This window comes from Nitrincola tibetensis (assembly GCF_003284585.1).
GTDB lineage: Bacteria > Pseudomonadota > Gammaproteobacteria > Pseudomonadales > Balneatricaceae > Nitrincola > Nitrincola tibetensis.
The window spans coordinates 393,377-409,568 of record NZ_QKRX01000001.1 but is presented as its reverse complement, the minus strand read 5'-3'; the positions used below and the strand labels follow the sequence as shown (position 1 = coordinate 409,568).

Below are 16,192 nucleotides of genomic sequence, written 5' to 3'. Positions count from 1 at the left end.
GTGAAACTGATTATCGGTGGATACTGCTCGGGAAAACGCCGTTTTGTTGGCCAGCTTTACCCTAACGCACGCTGGATATCGGCGTATTCAGGCGACGGGCTGGCTGATTGGCCACCAGAATCCAGCACGCCTTCTCCCATGGTGATCGAGGGCTGGGAGCGATGGATTGAGGCGGATTTAATCGGTGCGTATGATGTTAAGCAACTTAGGGCTAAGTATGCAAACCTGCTTGACACTTATCTGGCACATGAACAGATTTCTAAACAACCCGTTTGCCTGATCATGCTGGAAATCGGACGCGGAATTGTCCCTATCGAGGCCAAGCAACGAGCCCTTCGTGATCTCAATGGCTGGTTAAGTCAAGACGCCGCTGAGCGCTGCAACGAGGTGTTTTATGCGTGGAATGGATTGGTCCGACCGATTAAGACGATGATTGAACCGTGAAAAAATTAACAGGTTTGCATAACCTCATTCCATCTTCTTTTCATCATATCGATTCATCCTTGAATTGAAGTCCACACCCAAGGCCTTAACTTGTGAAAAAACGGTCAAAATGCTAGTCTTCGCCCTTTCACAGGTTCTGTAGATTCGCTCTCGGATTAATAGGGAAGTCAGTGCTTAAATCTGACGCTGCCCCCGCAACGGTGATCAAGTTAAGGTGCCTCAATAACCACTGTACTTCGGTATGGGAAGGTGAGCTCACCCCTTAAGACTAAGACATAGTCTTTTGCTTGTCAGCCCGGAGACCTGCCCGTGATGTTATGCCTGATTGCGGTGGGCGATCATTGGGCAGGGTCTTGCTTTGCCCCTCCTCTCTTCTCCCACTGACAGCAGTTCCCCGATAATTAGTTGTGCGGGTGTGCACACTTGACGAGACCTTGTCACATGAACAAACCGGTTTTTGCAATCAAGCCTTTGGCGTTGCTTTGCCTATCGAGCTTTTCTGCTCCTCTCTTCGCTCAGTCGATATCCTCTTTGGACTCTTCAGAAACTCGCTTTAATCCGATTATCGTGACGGCCACCCTCTCCGCGAAAACAGCGGATGAAACACTGGCATCTGTCACCGTCATTGATGAAGAGCAAATTCGTCTACAACAACCTAAAGACATCATAGACCTTATCAAGGGTCAGCCAGGTGTTGATTTCAGTTCAAATGGTGGATTCGGTAAAACGACCAGTGTCTACACTCGTGGTGCGGCTTCTGATTCTACCGTGTTATTGGTTGATGGAATTCGTCTTCAATCGGCCACTTCAGGCGGCGCCTCATGGCAATTTCTAACGCCAAATCTATTTGAACGATTTGAAATTGTGCGAGGGCCACGCGGAGGCCTTTATGGTGCTGATGCGGCCGGTGGTGTTATACAAGGCTTTTTAGCCAACTCACAAGCGCAAAAAGTGAACTTGTCTGTCGGTGGCGGCTCCTTTGGTTCTTATCAAGTGAATGCAGGTGTTTCAGGTCAACACAACTCAACACGATACCAGCTGGTTGCCAATCAATTTACAACCGATGGCATCGAAATTAAAGAAGGCGAAGGACGCAGAGGCTATGACAATACATCTGTCTTGGCTCGTCTTGGCCAAGGCTTTGACTCAGGCGCAGACCTCAGCCTTCTGATGATGCACACTCAAGGCAATACCGAGTTTGTGGGTGGTAACACGGATTACCGACTTCAAGTACTAGGGCTAACGGCCAGCATTCCGGTCACGGAGCATTGGCTGTCTCGCGTGCAACTCAGTGAAGCAAGGGATGAGAACACGAGCTATCAAGGCAGTCGTTCTAACTTTAATACCAAAACCCATAAACTGCGTTGGGAAAACACGCTTTGGATGGATACCCATGAGTTTATCCTAGGTGCAGAGACCCTTAAAGACAGAGTCGAAACTTCAAGTTACGCTGAAAAATCTCGAAAAAACCATGCCGTCTTCGCACAAGGTTTATTTGACTTCAATCCTTTAAGTCTGCAAACCAATCTGCGCGTTGATGACAACCAAGTCTATGGTGATAAGGTGACGGGTGGCCTTGCCGTGGGTTACGCGATCAACCACGAGCACACGCTAAGAGGCAGTTATGGAACCGCCTTTAGAGCACCCACGTTCAATGATCTCTTCTGGCCAGGCAGCGGCAATCTTGATCTTGCGCCGGAAACCTCCCATACCACCGAGATAGGGCTTCGTGGTCAATACCCAACGTTTTTCTGGGATGTCGCCGTTTACGAAGCGCAGTATAAAAACCTGATCAATTGGGCTCCCCTGCCTTCCGGTTTATGGGCACCCCAAAATATTGATCGCGCACGTATTCGTGGCATCGAGTTCAGCCTAGGGGCTGAGGTGGCCGACTGGATGTTAAAAGCGGCCATTACCGGAACAGATCCCATCGATCGTGCCGATGATACACGCCTGCAACGTCGTACTACCAAAAGCGTTCGTTTTGATGCAGATCGCACTTGGGGAGACTGGTCGGTCGGCGGTACCTTAATTGCTCAAGACAGCCGTTACAATGCACGCCGTGAGTCTGACAAGATGCCGGGGTATGGCCTTGTTAACCTCAGAAGCCGCTGGAACTTTGCGCCTGAATGGTCAGCAACCGTCACGCTCGACAACCTGTTTGATAAAGACTATGTCACGACACGTGGCTTCGGTGGTTGGGACTATAAGAATCCTGGACGCAGTGCATTTTTAACTCTAAGTTACAGCGGTCTGTAATCAGAAGGCGACCTTATCATGATAAATCAATGGATCTTAGCCGCGTTCGCGTGTTTGTTGGGAACATCCAGCTTACTGGCGGATGAGATCGCTCAAACACGCTGCGTGGTTGATGATAAGCGTCGCCAAATCTGTTTGGATCGCCCAGCTCAACGCATTGCCACCTTGTCACCCGGTGCAACAGAACTGATGTTTGCAGCGGGTGGCGGCGATCAAGTGGTGGCCGTTGTTGCCTATAGTGACTACCCTCTCGAAGCCCAACAACGGGAATCACTTGGCAGTCATACTCGCTTAGACATAGAAAAACTCTTTGCTCTTCAGCCCGACTTGGTCATTGCGTGGGTAACCGGAAATCCTGCTGAACAGATGGAACGACTGGAGGCATTGGGTCTCAACGTTTTTTACTTAGAACCACGTCGTTTTGCCGATGTTTCTAGCACTTTACTCCGTTTAGCCCATTTGGCAGGAAGCGATGACGTCGGGCAACAGGTTGCTCAAGCGTTTGAAGAAGGCATAAACAGCTTACAGCAACGCTATCAAAATGCATCACCCGTTCGCGTTTTTTACCAAGTTTGGAATGACCCAATCATGTCGGTCAACCATGAACACCTCATTCACCAAGTGATTGAACTCTGCGGGGGCGAGAATGTATTTGCCGATTTACCACGCATGATTCCGCGCTTAGACACTGAATCCATCTTAAGTGCAAATCCCGAAGCAATACTTGCCGGCGGCATGGGCGAAGAAAACCAAGCCTGGCTCGATCACTGGCAACAATACCCTCATTTAAAAGCAACCGCCGATCAAAATTTATACTTTATCCCGCCCTCTTTGATTCAACGACCGACCCCGCGCCTTTTACAAGGGGCAGAACGTTTCTGCCAAGCATTGGACGAAGCCCGTGCCAAACGTCAGTAAATTGCCCGTCGGCAGCTCCATTCATACTCAGTATCTGATTCCTTTGCTGAGCTTAGCTTTACTGTCGGCTCTGGCCCTTTTATTTTCAGTGACGCAAGGCAGCTCTGGCCTTCCCCTGCGCGAAGTGATCAATGTGCTGATTGGACAAGGCGACCCCTTACAGCGCACCTTGATACTGGACTTGCGCTTGCCTAGAACCCTATCGGCATTTGCCACGGGCGGTCTGTTGGCTGTGGCAGGAGCCTTGATGCAAATCCTATTGCGCAACCCCTTGGCAGATCCCTACATCTTAGGATTATCCGGGGGGGCTGCAGTCGGTGCTTTGGGTGCAATGTTGTTGGGACTGGGGGCTTTATTAGTCTCTGGATCTGCGTTCTTAGGGGCTCTGCTCGCAACCTTGCTGGTGTTTGGTCTGGCTCATGGTTCAGGCAGTTGGACACCGTCTCGCTTATTGCTCACTGGGGTTGTAGTTGCATCTGGGTGGGGCGCCATCATCACTTTGATGCTGGCTCTAAGTCCACCGCAGCGCTTACCCGGCATGCTCTATTGGTTAATGGGGGATCTGTCCTATGCGCAAACACCTTGGCCAGCCTTGATATTACTGATCTGCATTTGTGCAGTATTAACCCCGTTTGGGCGTAGTTTGAACGTCTTAGCCCGCGGTCCTTTGCAAGCGGCGGCCTTAGGTGTGGCGGTCAAACCCTTAGAAGCGGCCATTTTTTTTCTGGCCAGCCTGCTGACAGCAATTGCGGTCACCACTGCAGGCAGTATTGGTTTTATTGGTTTGATTGTGCCGCACATGCTGCGGTTGGTATTGGGCAATGACCAACGGCTGATCCTGCCCGCTTCTGCCCTTGCAGGCGGCACGCTGCTGACGATTGCCGATACCTTCGCTCGCACCTTAATTGCTCCCGAGCAACTTCCGGTCGGGGTGTTGACGGCCTTATTAGGTGTGCCGATGTTTCTGTATCTGTTGCATAGGACGCGCTAATGGCCAACCTTGAACTTAAAGCCATGGCCATCGACGTGCCGGGCAGAGCCCAGGGAGATACGCTAAGCTTTTGCATGGAGGCGGGGCAAATATGGGGCGTATTAGGGCCCAATGGTGCGGGCAAAACCACATTTTTACAGACACTGGCTGGGCTACGTGCACCTCGTGCAGGACATATTCATCTTAATCAACGCCCACTACACACCTATAAACGCCGCGCCATTGCCCAGCAACTCGGTCTCGTCTTTCAAGAAAGGCACGATGATTTTCCGGCTACGGTGATGGAAACGGCCTTAATGGGACGCCATCCATTTCTGTCGCCTTGGCAAATGGAGTCTGCAGATGACATAGAACTCACCTTGGAAGCGCTGGTGGCACTTGATATTGATCACCTTGCCGACCGACTGGTGAGTACCTTATCTGGAGGTGAAAGACAGCGGGTTTCCATTGCCACCTTGATGACACAAAACCCCGCGATTTGGCTGGCCGACGAGCCCACTAATCACCTAGACCTTCATCACCAAGTGGCAACACTTGAGCTTATGGCCCAACAAGCGGCGCAAGGCAAAACACTGGTGATGTGTTTACATGACCTCAACTTGGCGGCACGTTGGTGTACGCACATTCTATTACTTTACCCTAACGGCCAGGCCTGCTGGGGAGATGTTGCCTCCATGCTGCAGCCAAGCGCTTTAGAAACGCTGTTTAATCAACGTCTCCAAACGGCCTGGATCGACGGCAAACCTTTTTTTATTCCAGCGAGATAACGCATGCATGATCAACTGTTAACCCTTAACCGACCCGCTGCATTAATTACCGCGCCTGGCTCAGGTCAGGGAAAATCCATGATTACGGCGGCCTTAGCACGGCTACATCGCAATGCAGGACGTAAAGTTAGAGTATTTAAACACGGGCCTGATTATCTAGACCCAATGCTGCAAGAGCTGGCGTCAGGCCAGCCTGTTTACCAACTGCATCCTTGGATGACAGGAGAAGAAGAGTGCCGTTGGCGCTTAGTTGAAGCGGCTATGGACGCCGATGTTATTCTAGTTGAAGGCTCTATGGGATTGTTTGACGGCCCACCTTCGAGCGCCGATCTTGCCAAACTGGCCGGCATTCCTGCCCTGCCCGTGATTGATGCCTGGGGCATGGCACAAACCTTTGCCGCCGTCGCACAAGGCTTGGCTCAGTTTGATCCAGACCTCCCCATTTATGATGTGATTGCCAACCGAGTCGGCAGCCAACGCCATACGGACATTTTGAAATCTGCCTTGCCCTCTAACCTGCGCTTACTGGGTGCAGTGCCTCGACATGAGGCCATGTCAATTCCTGATCGTCACTTAGGGATTATTCAAGCCTCTGAGCTTGGTGATTTGGATGCACAACTGGACAAAGCCGCTCAACTCTTAAAGGATCAGGGCCTTGATCAGTTGCCAAAAAGCGTGACCTTATCCGGTTACCGTCCAGCGCCTCTGCCCCACTATTTAGAAGGAAAGCGCATTGCTATTGCCCGTGATACCGCCTTTGCCTTTATTTATCGCGCCAATCTAGACGCGTTAAGGGAAATGGGGGCCGAGCTACGTTTCTTCTCACCGCTCACTGACACAGAACTGCCAGACGCCGATGCCCTTTGGTTACCCGGTGGCTATCCTGAGCTGCATGCCGCCCGTTTAGCTGAAAACACCCAGATGCGTGATGCCATAAAGGCTCATCACCAAGCCAACAAACCCATTCTCGCTGAGTGCGGTGGGCTTATGTACTGCGCGTCGCAACTCAGAGATATTGAGGGTGAAAATCACTCCCTACTCAATCTACTCGATGGGCAGGCACTAATGCAGCCCAAACTGCAAGCCATAGGGCTACAATACGTGCAAACATCGCTGGGCGAGTTGCGTGGCCACACCTATCACCACTCAATCTTTGACACAAAACGACAGCCAGTGTGCCGTGCGCGTATTCAGGCGGGTACTGAAGCCGAGCCCATTTATCGACAAGGTTCATTAATCGCCAGTTATTTTCACGGTTACTTTCCATCAGCACCCGCGTTGGTTGCCGATATGTTTAATCAACAGACGTGTTTTTGACATACATTTGGGAGATGCATCCATGACCACTTTATCGCGAGATCCTGAACGTCATGCCAAACGCATGGCGCGTAAACAAGAACTGATGCGCGCGCGCATTGCCAATGCCCAAAATGAGCAGGGGCTGCTATTGGTGCTCACGGGCCCTGGAAAAGGTAAAAGCAGCTCGGGCTTTGGCATGCTGGCCAGAGCGCTAGGCCATGGTATGAAAACCGGTGTGGTGCAATTTATTAAAGGGGCTTTTCAAACAGGCGAAGAGGCATTTTTTCGTCAACAGGTTGGTGTTGACTATCACGTGATGGGCGAAGGTTATACTTGGGAAACGAAAAGTCTGGAACGCGACATCGCCGCCGCAGAAGCCGCCTGGAAAATCACTCAGTCGATGCTGCGTGATCCAACCTATGAATTTATTCTACTGGATGAGCTGAACATTGCCCTGCGCTATAACTACTTAGACCTTGAGCAGGTACTCGACGATATACACAATCGTCCGAGCCACCAGCATGTGATTGTCACAGGTCGCAACGCCCCAAGCGCATTGGTCGAACTTGCCGATACGGTGACGGAGATGACGGTTGTTAAGCATGCCTTTAAAGACCAAGGGATCAAAGCCCAAAAAGGCATCGAACTCTGATGACCACTTTGATGATCCAAGGCACCACCTCTGATGCTGGCAAAAGCACGGTGGTTGCCGCTTTGTGTCGGTGGTTGGTGCGTCAAGGCGTCAATGTTGCCCCATTTAAGCCACAGAACATGGCATTAAACAGTGCCGTTACCTGTGATGGTGGTGAAATCGGACGCTCCACTGCACTGCAAGCCTTGGCCTGCGGTCTCGTACCACACAGCGATATGAACCCCGTGTTGCTAAAGCCACAGAGTGATCGAGGAGCCCAGGTTATTTTACGAGGACAGGTCTATGGCAACATGGACGCGATGGATTATCACGCCTTTAAACGTACGGCCAAAGACGTCGTGCTCGCGGCTTGGGAGGCATTAGCTCAACGGTACGATATTGTGATTGCTGAAGGCGCTGGCAGCCCTGCCGAAATTAATCTTCGCGCAGGTGATATTGCCAACATGGGCTTTGCTGAAGCGATCGATTGTACGGTAATTTTGGTGGGCGATATCGATCGAGGCGGTGTTTTTGCACAACTGGTGGGTACCCTCGCCTTGCTTTCCCCGTCTGAACAAGCACGCACCCAAGGGTTTATCATTAATCGCTTTCGCGGTGATCCTCAACTCCTGACATCTGGAACCGACTGGCTGCAGGAGTATAGCCAAAAGCCTGTCTACGGCGTGTTACCTTACCTGCAAGGCCTGCTTCTTGATGCAGAAGACAGTGTCGCTCATGCAGGAGAGCATCAGGCAGGCGCGCTTAAAGTTGTGGTTCCACGTTTGCCTAGAATGAGCAATCATAATGACTTTGATCCTCTGCGCTTGCACCCTCAAGTTGAGTTGATCTTTGTCGGTAAAGACGAGCCTATCCCCTCTGCCGACGTCATTATTCTGCCAGGCACTAAAAATACTCGCCAAGATTTAGCTTGGCTAATCGAACAAAACTGGCCTGAGCACCTGCGTAAACATCTTCGTTATGGCGGCAAAGTCATGGGGATCTGCGGTGGCTTTCAAATGTTAGGGTCTAGCATCCATGATCCAGAGGGTTTTGAGGGGCAACCCGGTAGCAGCCACGGCCTGAATCTCCTTCCCTTCACCACACATTTAGAAGCTCGCAAAGTGCTGCGTCAACAACAAGGGCAACTCTGTGACCTAAACAGGATAGGAAAAACCGCCGCCTTTAGTGGTTATGAAATCCACATGGGAAGGAGTGAAGGTAGCGCGCTTTCTCGGCCTTTGACTCATTCAGACTGTGGATCTGACGGCGCAATCAGTGACGATGGACTGATACTCGGCACCTATATGCACGGAATCTTCGAACAGGCAGAAGCCTTAAGCACATTTCTGACCTATTTTGGTATCACTGCTGCTCAAACGACTACCGATTACACCTGTCACCGAGAAGCCTCGTTAGATCGACTCGCCGATATGATCGAGAGCCACCTCGACACACGTGCGTTATTGCGCCATTTGAAGTTGATTTAAACACAACCTAGTGAAAAATTGACCTCTCGTGCTATAGTGATTACTAATATAGACATCACAAATACCCATATTAAATAAAGGTATTTATGTACGGTAGGCTCGTATTCATTTGAAAAGCATCAAAAGCTATATTGCTCTCACCTCGGTTGTGTTCGCATTATTTCTGGTCAGTGTGTTGGGCTTGTATCGTTTTTACATTGAGCATCCAAAAGAAGTTGAGATCGCAGAGCAGCTGCAGCTACAAGAATTAAATAGCCTGTCAAAAATCTTACGCCTGAAAAAAACAACACTTTCCAGTGTTACGCTGGATTGGGCTCATTGGGACGACAGCTACCAATTCCTTACTGAACCCACTACATTTGATAGTTTTGTTCGGAGTAATTTTACGCCGAGTTCGTTCATAACCAATAAATTAGTGGGTGTTGTATATTTAACAAATGACGCCCAGATTCATTACAGCCAAGGTTATGATTTTTCCAACGAGACAACGATAGATCTCAACCAGTTACTCAATATTGACTGGACGTTAATCACCAATCGGTTTAATCAAGTTGATGATGAAGTTATCCATGGCTGGCTGCTCACTAGATCAGGACCTGCTATCTACGCCATCGCGAATGTCACTGACTCCTTAAGCGAAAAAGATTCCGTCGGCTATCTTATTTTTATTCAACTCTTGTCTGGTAGCGAAATTGAATTTATCGAATCCATTACTCGGCTCAAGCTCAACTTCACAACGCCCAACACCAAAGAAGAACTCGCGCTTGCGAATACAATAGCCGACTTAGCACCGGTAACACTTGAGGAAGGCTTTCAAACCGAACGCTACCGAATCATACGCGATGATACCAACACACCAATGGTAATCATTCATATTACACACACACCTATACACTCCCCCAATTTACTGGAGGGTTTTCCATTCGTATTTGCAATTACAGGACTGGTCGCATTATTACTAATGGCCCTTTTGGAGCGGATAGTCCACCGCCCAATGAAAAAACATATCCTAGCAATTGAGCAAATGGTATCGGAGCAAAACTTAACGCCCCTTACTGAACGATTTAGGATTAATGAGTTCGAAAAGTTCCGGTCAGTGTTTAATCTAGCCGTTGATTTAGTTCAGCAACAAAAACTAGCCTTACTCGAACTCTCCACTAAAGACGCACTAACCGCCATCCCTAACCGCCGTGCCTACGACACATTCGCACCCACTGCGTGGAAACATGCCAAACGTCACAATACAACCTTCTGCTTTGCGATCTTGGATATTGACTATTTTAAACAGTTTAATGACAGTCAAGGCCATCAAGCGGGGGATGTTGCCCTGAAACAGCTAGGGGCTTTATTTTCTCAACATTTTTGTCGAGAAGATGACTTTTATGCGCGCATTGGTGGAGAAGAGTTTGTGGTGATTCTTCGCTCATCTCATGATGACTTTCTACCGCATCTCGAAGCATTTAGACAGGGATTTGAGGACTTAAACATTCCTCACACAAGCCGCCCCGACGCGCTTAAGGTATTAACCATTAGCATCGGCGCTGTCATTGTCAAACACCCCAATCACCTCTCGGTAGAGTCGGGTCTTGCCAAACTCTACAAGTTAGCCGATGAGACGCTTTATACAGCTAAGCAGGAGGGTCGTAATCAAATTGGTGTTGAGTACATTAACAATTAGTTAAGACATCACTTCAGGGCAGGTTTCGCCCATCAGCATATCGGTGGGTAGAATCACATTCTGCCTGGGTGTTAAGCCCAAAAACATGTTGCCTGCCATTTGGCCTTTAAGTTCATTGTACTGCTGAACTGTGGTCAGCGTGGGATGGGTAAACTGGCTTTCCGCTATCCCATCAAACCCGACAATTTTGAGGTCATTGGGAACCGCTATGTGCTGCTGCAACGCCACCTGCAAGGCACCGAGCGCCATTCTATCACTCATGCAGATAATGACATCTGGACGCTCCTCCTGACTCAGCAACATAAATGCCGCCATACAGGCATTGCGATGCGTATTCACAGGGACATCCACCACGCTTAACTGCTCTAGTGGATAGTTGTATTCCTGCAATGCTTGCATATAACCGAGCCAGCGTGATCGAGACACCGAGGCAGGGCTGGCATAGCATGCATCACAGGTCGCCCAAGACACACTGGACACAGGTGTTAAGCGCAATGAAATAATCGCAACCTTTTGAGGTCGATGCTGAAGCGCCAAACGGGCCGAACGATACGCCCCCTCCTGATTATCAATATTAACCGTGATGAAATCCGTCGTATCCACATCCACCGCAATAATCGGCTTGGATTGCTGAAGCAGTCGTTGAAAGCGTTTAGACGGATGCAATCCACCGTAGATAATATAACCATCCACCATGGATTCCATTTGTCTGGATTTGTAAGAGGTTTGCTCCTCCTGTCCTGGTAGCAACAGCATATTGCATTGGCGTTGGTCGAGGACATCCGCGAGCCCCGCCAAAAACTGACTCGCTACGGGGTCTGATATGCAATAACTGAGGCTGTCGGCAAGCAGCACACCCACGATGCCACTAACCCCGGTGCGCAGGCTTCGTGCTGCCGCATTCGGCCCTTCATACCCTAGACGTTGACACCCCTCAATAATACGTAAACGCAAGGATTCAGAGAGTTGATCAGGCCGATTAAATGCATTGGAAATGGTCGCTGTGGACACATTCAATGCTTTCGCCATATCTTTAATTGTCAGCTTTTTTTTATATTCGATCATCTGAACCACTTTATTGCCTTCAACTACAACCTGCTAGGTTCGCTTAAACGCCCGTCCTTTGTCATCAAACAAATGCGCCACCGTTGGGGCGATAGACACTCGCACTCTATCACCAACTTTATACGTCGTATAGGCAGGCACTCGAGCCACTAAGGGTATCTCTTCCTTGCCGATTTGCAGATACACAAACGACTCATTGCCTAGGTACTCAACATTGATGATCTCAAGCCCTTGCTCCGACGCATGGATCTCCATATGCTCTGGACGTACACCAAGCGATACCTTTTCTCCCATCTGCGCCGTTTGACTATTGATGTTCACGCTGAGTGCTCCGAGTTCCGGAATATCCAATGCAGTGACAGACTCACCTGGATGATGCAGGTGACACTTAATCACATTCATATTCGGTGAGCCAATAAAACCTGCAACAAAGAGCGTGGCCGGGTTTTCATACAGGTCGTAGGGCGAACCCACCTGCTCGATTCCGCCTGCATTCAACACGACGATTTTATCTGCCAGTGTCATTGCCTCTACTTGATCATGGGTCACATAAATCATCGTTGATTTTAAGCGATCATGAAGCTTGGCAATCTCGCTGCGCATTTGAATACGCAAGGACGCATCAAGATTGGACAAGGGTTCATCAAACAACATGATTTTAGGCTCACGCGCCATGGCTCGGCCAATCGCCACACGTTGACGCTGACCGCCAGACATTTCTTTCGGTTTACGCTGCAATAAAGGACCTAACTGCAAAATATCAGCGGTTTTTTTAACTTTATCCTCGATCGTGCCCTTATCTTGCTTGGCGAGCTTCAGACCAAAGGCAATATTCTCGGCTACCGTCATATGGGGATAGAGTGCGTAGGACTGGAATACCATGCCAACACCGCGCTCCTTAGGTGACAGGTGATTCACCCGTTCATTACCGATCAGTAAATCACCGTCACTGATTTCCTCTAATCCTGCGATCATCCTCAGCAAGGTCGATTTACCACAGCCGGAGGGGCCGACAAATACAACGAACTCACCTTCATGAATATCTAAATCTATGTCTCTGAGCACATTCACCGAATGGTAGGTCTTACTTATTTTTTTTAGTGTTACACTGGCCATGAAACCTCACTCGCCGAAGGTACCCCTTCGGCATTTCTGTCAACTCAATCAATTTCAGCGAAAAAAGCCTGATAAGGCGGAAGCTCTAGGACTTGATCGTGTAGCAAGGCCTCAAAGCCATGCCCATCTAGCACGGCCTTAACTGTACAAGGCAGAGAATAATGCTGCGTTTGTCCGGTCATATTAAAGACGGCTAAAAGCGTTTGAGACTCGTCATTCCGAATCCAGCTTAAGAGACCGCTCGGCGCATCCAACAACTCAAGCGCACCACGTTTCAAGGCGTGTTGTTGTTGACGCCAATGAATAAAGCGACGCACAGCATTTAACATCGATGACGTGTCTGCATCCTGTTCTGCAACGGCATAGGGCAGATGAGCAGGGTCGACTGGCAACCAAGGTTCGTTGCTGGAAAAGCCGCCTTGTTCCCCAGAAGTCCAAACCATCGGCGTACGGCACCCATCGCGCCCTTTAAACTCTGGCCAAAAGGGTAACCCATACGGATCTTGAATTCGCTCAAAAGGAACCTCGGCTTCGGGAAGGCCAAGCTCCTCGCCTTGATATAAGCACACACTGCCGCGCAAGGACATCAGCATCGCTAACGCAACCCGAGGATAACCAGGGCCTTCGTTCTCCCCCCAACGTGTTGCACTGCGGACGACATCATGGTTCGACAGCGCCCAACAGGGCCAAGCCTCTTGTGCCACCGCATTAAAGTTCTGAATCACACTGCGTATATGCTCTGCCGAATTGGGCTTATTGAGCAAATCAAAGGTATAGGCCATGTGCAGCTTATCGCCACCGGAGCAGTACTCTGCCATCCGCTCTAAGGGATGATCATCGCCAATTTCCCCAACGGTTGTGGTGCCAGGGTATTCATCCAATAAGGCTCTTAACGCTTTAAGAAAATCCAAATTCTCTGGCTGGCTTAAATCATAGACATGCCGCTGCCAAGTGTAGGGGTTAGTGGCGGGTGCACCGTAGGTTTTAGCCGCTCCCGCTGGCAAGGGTGGATTATCCCTTAATTGCAGATCATGAAAGTAAAAGTTCACTGTATCTAAACGAAAGCCATCCACCCCTAAATCCAGCCAAAAACGCATATTGTCTAACTGCGCCTGCTGCACATCTGGATTATGAAAGTTTAAATCCGGCTGACTTGTCAGAAAATTATGCAAATAATACTGCTGACGACGACTCTCAAACGTCCAGGCACTGCCGCCAAAAATAGAGAGCCAATTATTAGGAGGTGTACCGTCGGGTTTAGGGTCTGCCCACACATACCAATCGGCTTTAGAATTGTCTTTATTTTTTCGGCTCTCAGTAAACCAAGGATGAGCATCGGATGTGTGGCTAATCACTTGATCTATGGTCACGCGCAGGCCTAAAGCATGCGCCTTCTCAATAAGTGCTTTAAAGTCGTCAAGCGAGCCAAACATGGGATCAACATTACGATAATCCGAAACATCATACCCGAAGTCTTTCATAGGCGAGGTGAAAAAAGGTGACAGCCAAATACCATCCACACCTAACGATGCGACGTACTCCAGCTTAGAGGTAATGCCTGGCAAGTCTCCAATGCCATCACCTTTTGAATCCATAAAACTCCGAGGGTAAATCTGGTAGATAACTCCACCCTTCCACCACTCTTGATTGGTTAACACATTCATAGTTTCTCCTCGGATTAGCCTTTAACAGCACCAGCTGTTAAACCAGATACAATACGTCGTTGAAAAATAAGGACTAAAATCACCAAGGGCACAGTCACCACCACGGATGCCGCCATAATAATTCCCCAAGGCAATTCATAAGCAGAACCACCACTGATCAGTGCGATGGCGACAGGCACGGTGCGCTGGTCATCGGTCAGTGTGAAGGTCAGCGCGAATAAAAACTCATTCCAGGCCGCAATAAATGCCAATAAGCCGGTTGTCACCATGGCTGGCCACATCAGCGGCATAAACACCTGAAACAGGGTCACGATCGGGGATGCACCATCCACTATCGCCGCCTCTTCCAACTCTTTCGGCAATTGACGCATGAACGTCGTCAGCACCCAGACGGTAAACGGCAAGGTGAAAATGGTGTAAGAAAATACGAGCGCAAGTGGGTTGTTGTAGAGATTGAGCCAACGTATCACCTCAAACAGCCCTGATAAAACAGCGACCTGAGGGAACATGGACACCCCTAAGACCATCAACAACACGGCACCACGCCCTCTAAATTCAACTCGTCCGAGCGCATACGCAGCCGTCAGGCCAAACAGCAAGGAAATCACGACCGTTAATGTCGAAACAAACAAGGAATTTCCTAGGCTTCGAATAAAGGATGCTTGGCTGAGCACTGTTTCATAATTACCAAAATGAAAACTCGTTAGAAAATAATCGATGGAAAACAGCTGCTCGCTGGTTTTCAGCGACGTCAAAATCGCGTAGTAAAATGGAAAGGTCGAAAATACAACAATCGCTATAATCAGCATCCAAAATGCGACACGCAGGAGGAGTTTAGAAAACGTTTTAGTCAACATATTAGTAGCTCTCCATGCGTTTTTTGCCTAAGTAAAGATACGCAAGCGTGCAAAGTGCGATGACGAAAAAGAGCAGTGTCGAGGCAGCAGAGCCGTAGCCTACATCTTGGAATTCAACCAATTGTTGGCGAGCATAGACAGACATCGACATGGTATCGGCACTGTTAGAGGTGAGCACAAAAATCAAATCGAATACACGCAGCGCATCCAGTACCCTAAAGATTACGGCCACCATCAAGGCGGGCGCCACTAACGGCAAGGTCACCTTAAAGAAGACTCGAACTGGGTGAATGCCATCGACCTTGGCCGCTTCATAACAATCGGACGGCAGCATCTGTAAGGCCGCTAGGGTCAGTAAGGCCATAAAAGGCGTTGTTTTCCAAACGTCCACCATGATGACGGCCCACATCGACAAGCTTGCATCCGCTGTCCAGGCCACAGGCTCAGCAATAAAGCCCAGCGTCATGAAAATATCATTTAAAATGCCGAACTGGTCATGCAGCATCCAACCCCACATCCGGGCTGAGACAATCGTCGGGATCGCCCAAGGAATCAGTATGGCGGCCCGTACCCAAGCACGTCCTTTAAACTGTGCATTGAGCGTAAGCGCAACAATGATGCCTAAAAACGTTTCGGCGGAGACGGAAACGACGGTAAAGAATAAGGTGTTTTTGACCGCGCGCCACCAAAGAGGATCGGCTAAAACGCCGTACCATTCTCCAGCTTCATACACCAAGTAGTTTTCAAAACCAATGAACTGATAATCATGTAAATTACCTAAATTGGCATCGGTAAAACTAAAACCGATGGTTCTCAGTAACGGCCAGCCCGCCACCGCTAGGAGAACTAACATCATCGGTGACAAAAACAACCAGGCCATGCGTTTACGCTGTGTCAATAACGACAAGCGATTAGACGCTGGTATTGGCTGCGTTATATCGGATTTAGTAGACATCTGTTGACTCCGCTCTTGTCGATCTATCGGTAATCAAGCGCAATGCCTGATTACCGACCCC

General features: G+C 49.3%; 14 protein-coding genes and 1 riboswitch. Of the genes, 9 read left to right on the top strand and 5 right to left on the bottom strand.

Going from position 1 to position 16,192, the window contains the following annotated elements:
* From DN062_RS01940 to DN062_RS01900, 9 genes are all read left to right on the top strand, one after another.
* On the top strand, positions 1 to 444 hold the full coding sequence (locus tag DN062_RS01940; protein ID WP_239995656.1) for a bifunctional adenosylcobinamide kinase/adenosylcobinamide-phosphate guanylyltransferase: 444 nt from the start codon (positions 1 to 3) through the stop codon (positions 442 to 444).
* 114 nt (positions 445 to 558) lie between these two features.
* Positions 559 to 769, top strand: a riboswitch (cobalamin riboswitch).
* Positions 770 to 885: 116 nt separating this feature from the next.
* Entirely contained in the window at positions 886 to 2,703 is a 1,818-nt protein-coding gene (locus tag DN062_RS01935) for a TonB-dependent receptor domain-containing protein (RefSeq protein ID WP_112157009.1), read from the top strand.
* A gap of 18 nt (positions 2,704 to 2,721) precedes the next feature.
* Complete coding sequence (locus DN062_RS01930) at positions 2,722 to 3,621, top strand: cobalamin-binding protein (RefSeq protein ID WP_112157007.1); 900 nt, start codon at positions 2,722 to 2,724, stop codon at positions 3,619 to 3,621.
* The gene (locus DN062_RS01925) at positions 3,605 to 4,612 is read left to right on the top strand and encodes a FecCD family ABC transporter permease (RefSeq protein ID WP_239995655.1); all 1,008 of its coding nucleotides are present in this window, start codon (positions 3,605 to 3,607) and stop codon (positions 4,610 to 4,612) included. Before DN062_RS01930 ends, DN062_RS01925 begins: the two co-directional genes overlap by 17 nt.
* Entirely contained in the window at positions 4,612 to 5,379 is a 768-nt protein-coding gene (locus tag DN062_RS01920; RefSeq protein ID WP_112157005.1) for an ABC transporter ATP-binding protein, read from the top strand. The genes DN062_RS01925 and DN062_RS01920 overlap by 1 nt, the downstream gene beginning before the upstream one ends.
* Positions 5,380 to 5,382: 3 nt before the next feature.
* On the top strand, positions 5,383 to 6,696 hold the full coding sequence (locus DN062_RS01915) for a cobyrinic acid a,c-diamide synthase CobB (RefSeq protein WP_112157004.1): 1,314 nt from the start codon (positions 5,383 to 5,385) through the stop codon (positions 6,694 to 6,696).
* Positions 6,697 to 6,718: 22 nt separating this feature from the next.
* Positions 6,719 to 7,330 carry a cob(I)yrinic acid a,c-diamide adenosyltransferase gene (gene cobO, locus DN062_RS01910; RefSeq protein ID WP_112157002.1) on the top strand — a complete coding sequence of 204 codons (612 nt, stop codon included), beginning with the start codon at positions 6,719 to 6,721 and terminating at the stop codon, positions 7,328 to 7,330.
* Entirely contained in the window at positions 7,330 to 8,796 is a 1,467-nt protein-coding gene (locus DN062_RS01905; RefSeq protein WP_112157000.1) for a cobyric acid synthase, read from the top strand. Before cobO ends, DN062_RS01905 begins: the two co-directional genes overlap by 1 nt.
* Before the next feature lie 109 nt (positions 8,797 to 8,905).
* Positions 8,906 to 10,474 carry a diguanylate cyclase gene (locus DN062_RS01900; RefSeq protein WP_112156997.1) on the top strand — a complete coding sequence of 523 codons (1,569 nt, stop codon included), beginning with the start codon at positions 8,906 to 8,908 and terminating at the stop codon, positions 10,472 to 10,474.
* On the opposite strand, the gene DN062_RS01895 is transcribed toward DN062_RS01900, so the two are convergent.
* From DN062_RS01895 to DN062_RS01875, 5 genes are read right to left on the bottom strand one after another with little or no spacing between them, the layout of a single operon-like run.
* Complete coding sequence (locus tag DN062_RS01895) at positions 10,475 to 11,539, bottom strand: LacI family DNA-binding transcriptional regulator (RefSeq protein WP_112156994.1); 1,065 nt, start codon at positions 11,537 to 11,539, stop codon at positions 10,475 to 10,477.
* A gap of 33 nt (positions 11,540 to 11,572) precedes the next feature.
* Positions 11,573 to 12,655, bottom strand: a complete 1,083-nt coding sequence (locus tag DN062_RS01890) for an ABC transporter ATP-binding protein (RefSeq protein WP_112156992.1) — start codon at positions 12,653 to 12,655, stop codon at positions 11,573 to 11,575.
* Between the two features lie 44 nt (positions 12,656 to 12,699).
* Positions 12,700 to 14,319: an alpha-amylase family glycosyl hydrolase gene (locus DN062_RS01885; RefSeq protein ID WP_112156990.1), complete on the bottom strand. Its 1,620-nt coding sequence runs from the start codon at positions 14,317 to 14,319 to the stop codon at positions 12,700 to 12,702.
* A 14-nt stretch (positions 14,320 to 14,333) separates the two neighbouring features.
* Positions 14,334 to 15,176 carry a carbohydrate ABC transporter permease gene (locus tag DN062_RS01880; RefSeq protein WP_112156988.1) on the bottom strand — a complete coding sequence of 281 codons (843 nt, stop codon included), beginning with the start codon at positions 15,174 to 15,176 and terminating at the stop codon, positions 14,334 to 14,336.
* A 1-nt stretch (position 15,177) separates the two neighbouring features.
* On the bottom strand, positions 15,178 to 16,131 hold the full coding sequence (locus tag DN062_RS01875) for a carbohydrate ABC transporter permease (protein WP_112156986.1): 954 nt from the start codon (positions 16,129 to 16,131) through the stop codon (positions 15,178 to 15,180).
* Positions 16,132 to 16,192 lie beyond the last annotated feature (61 nt).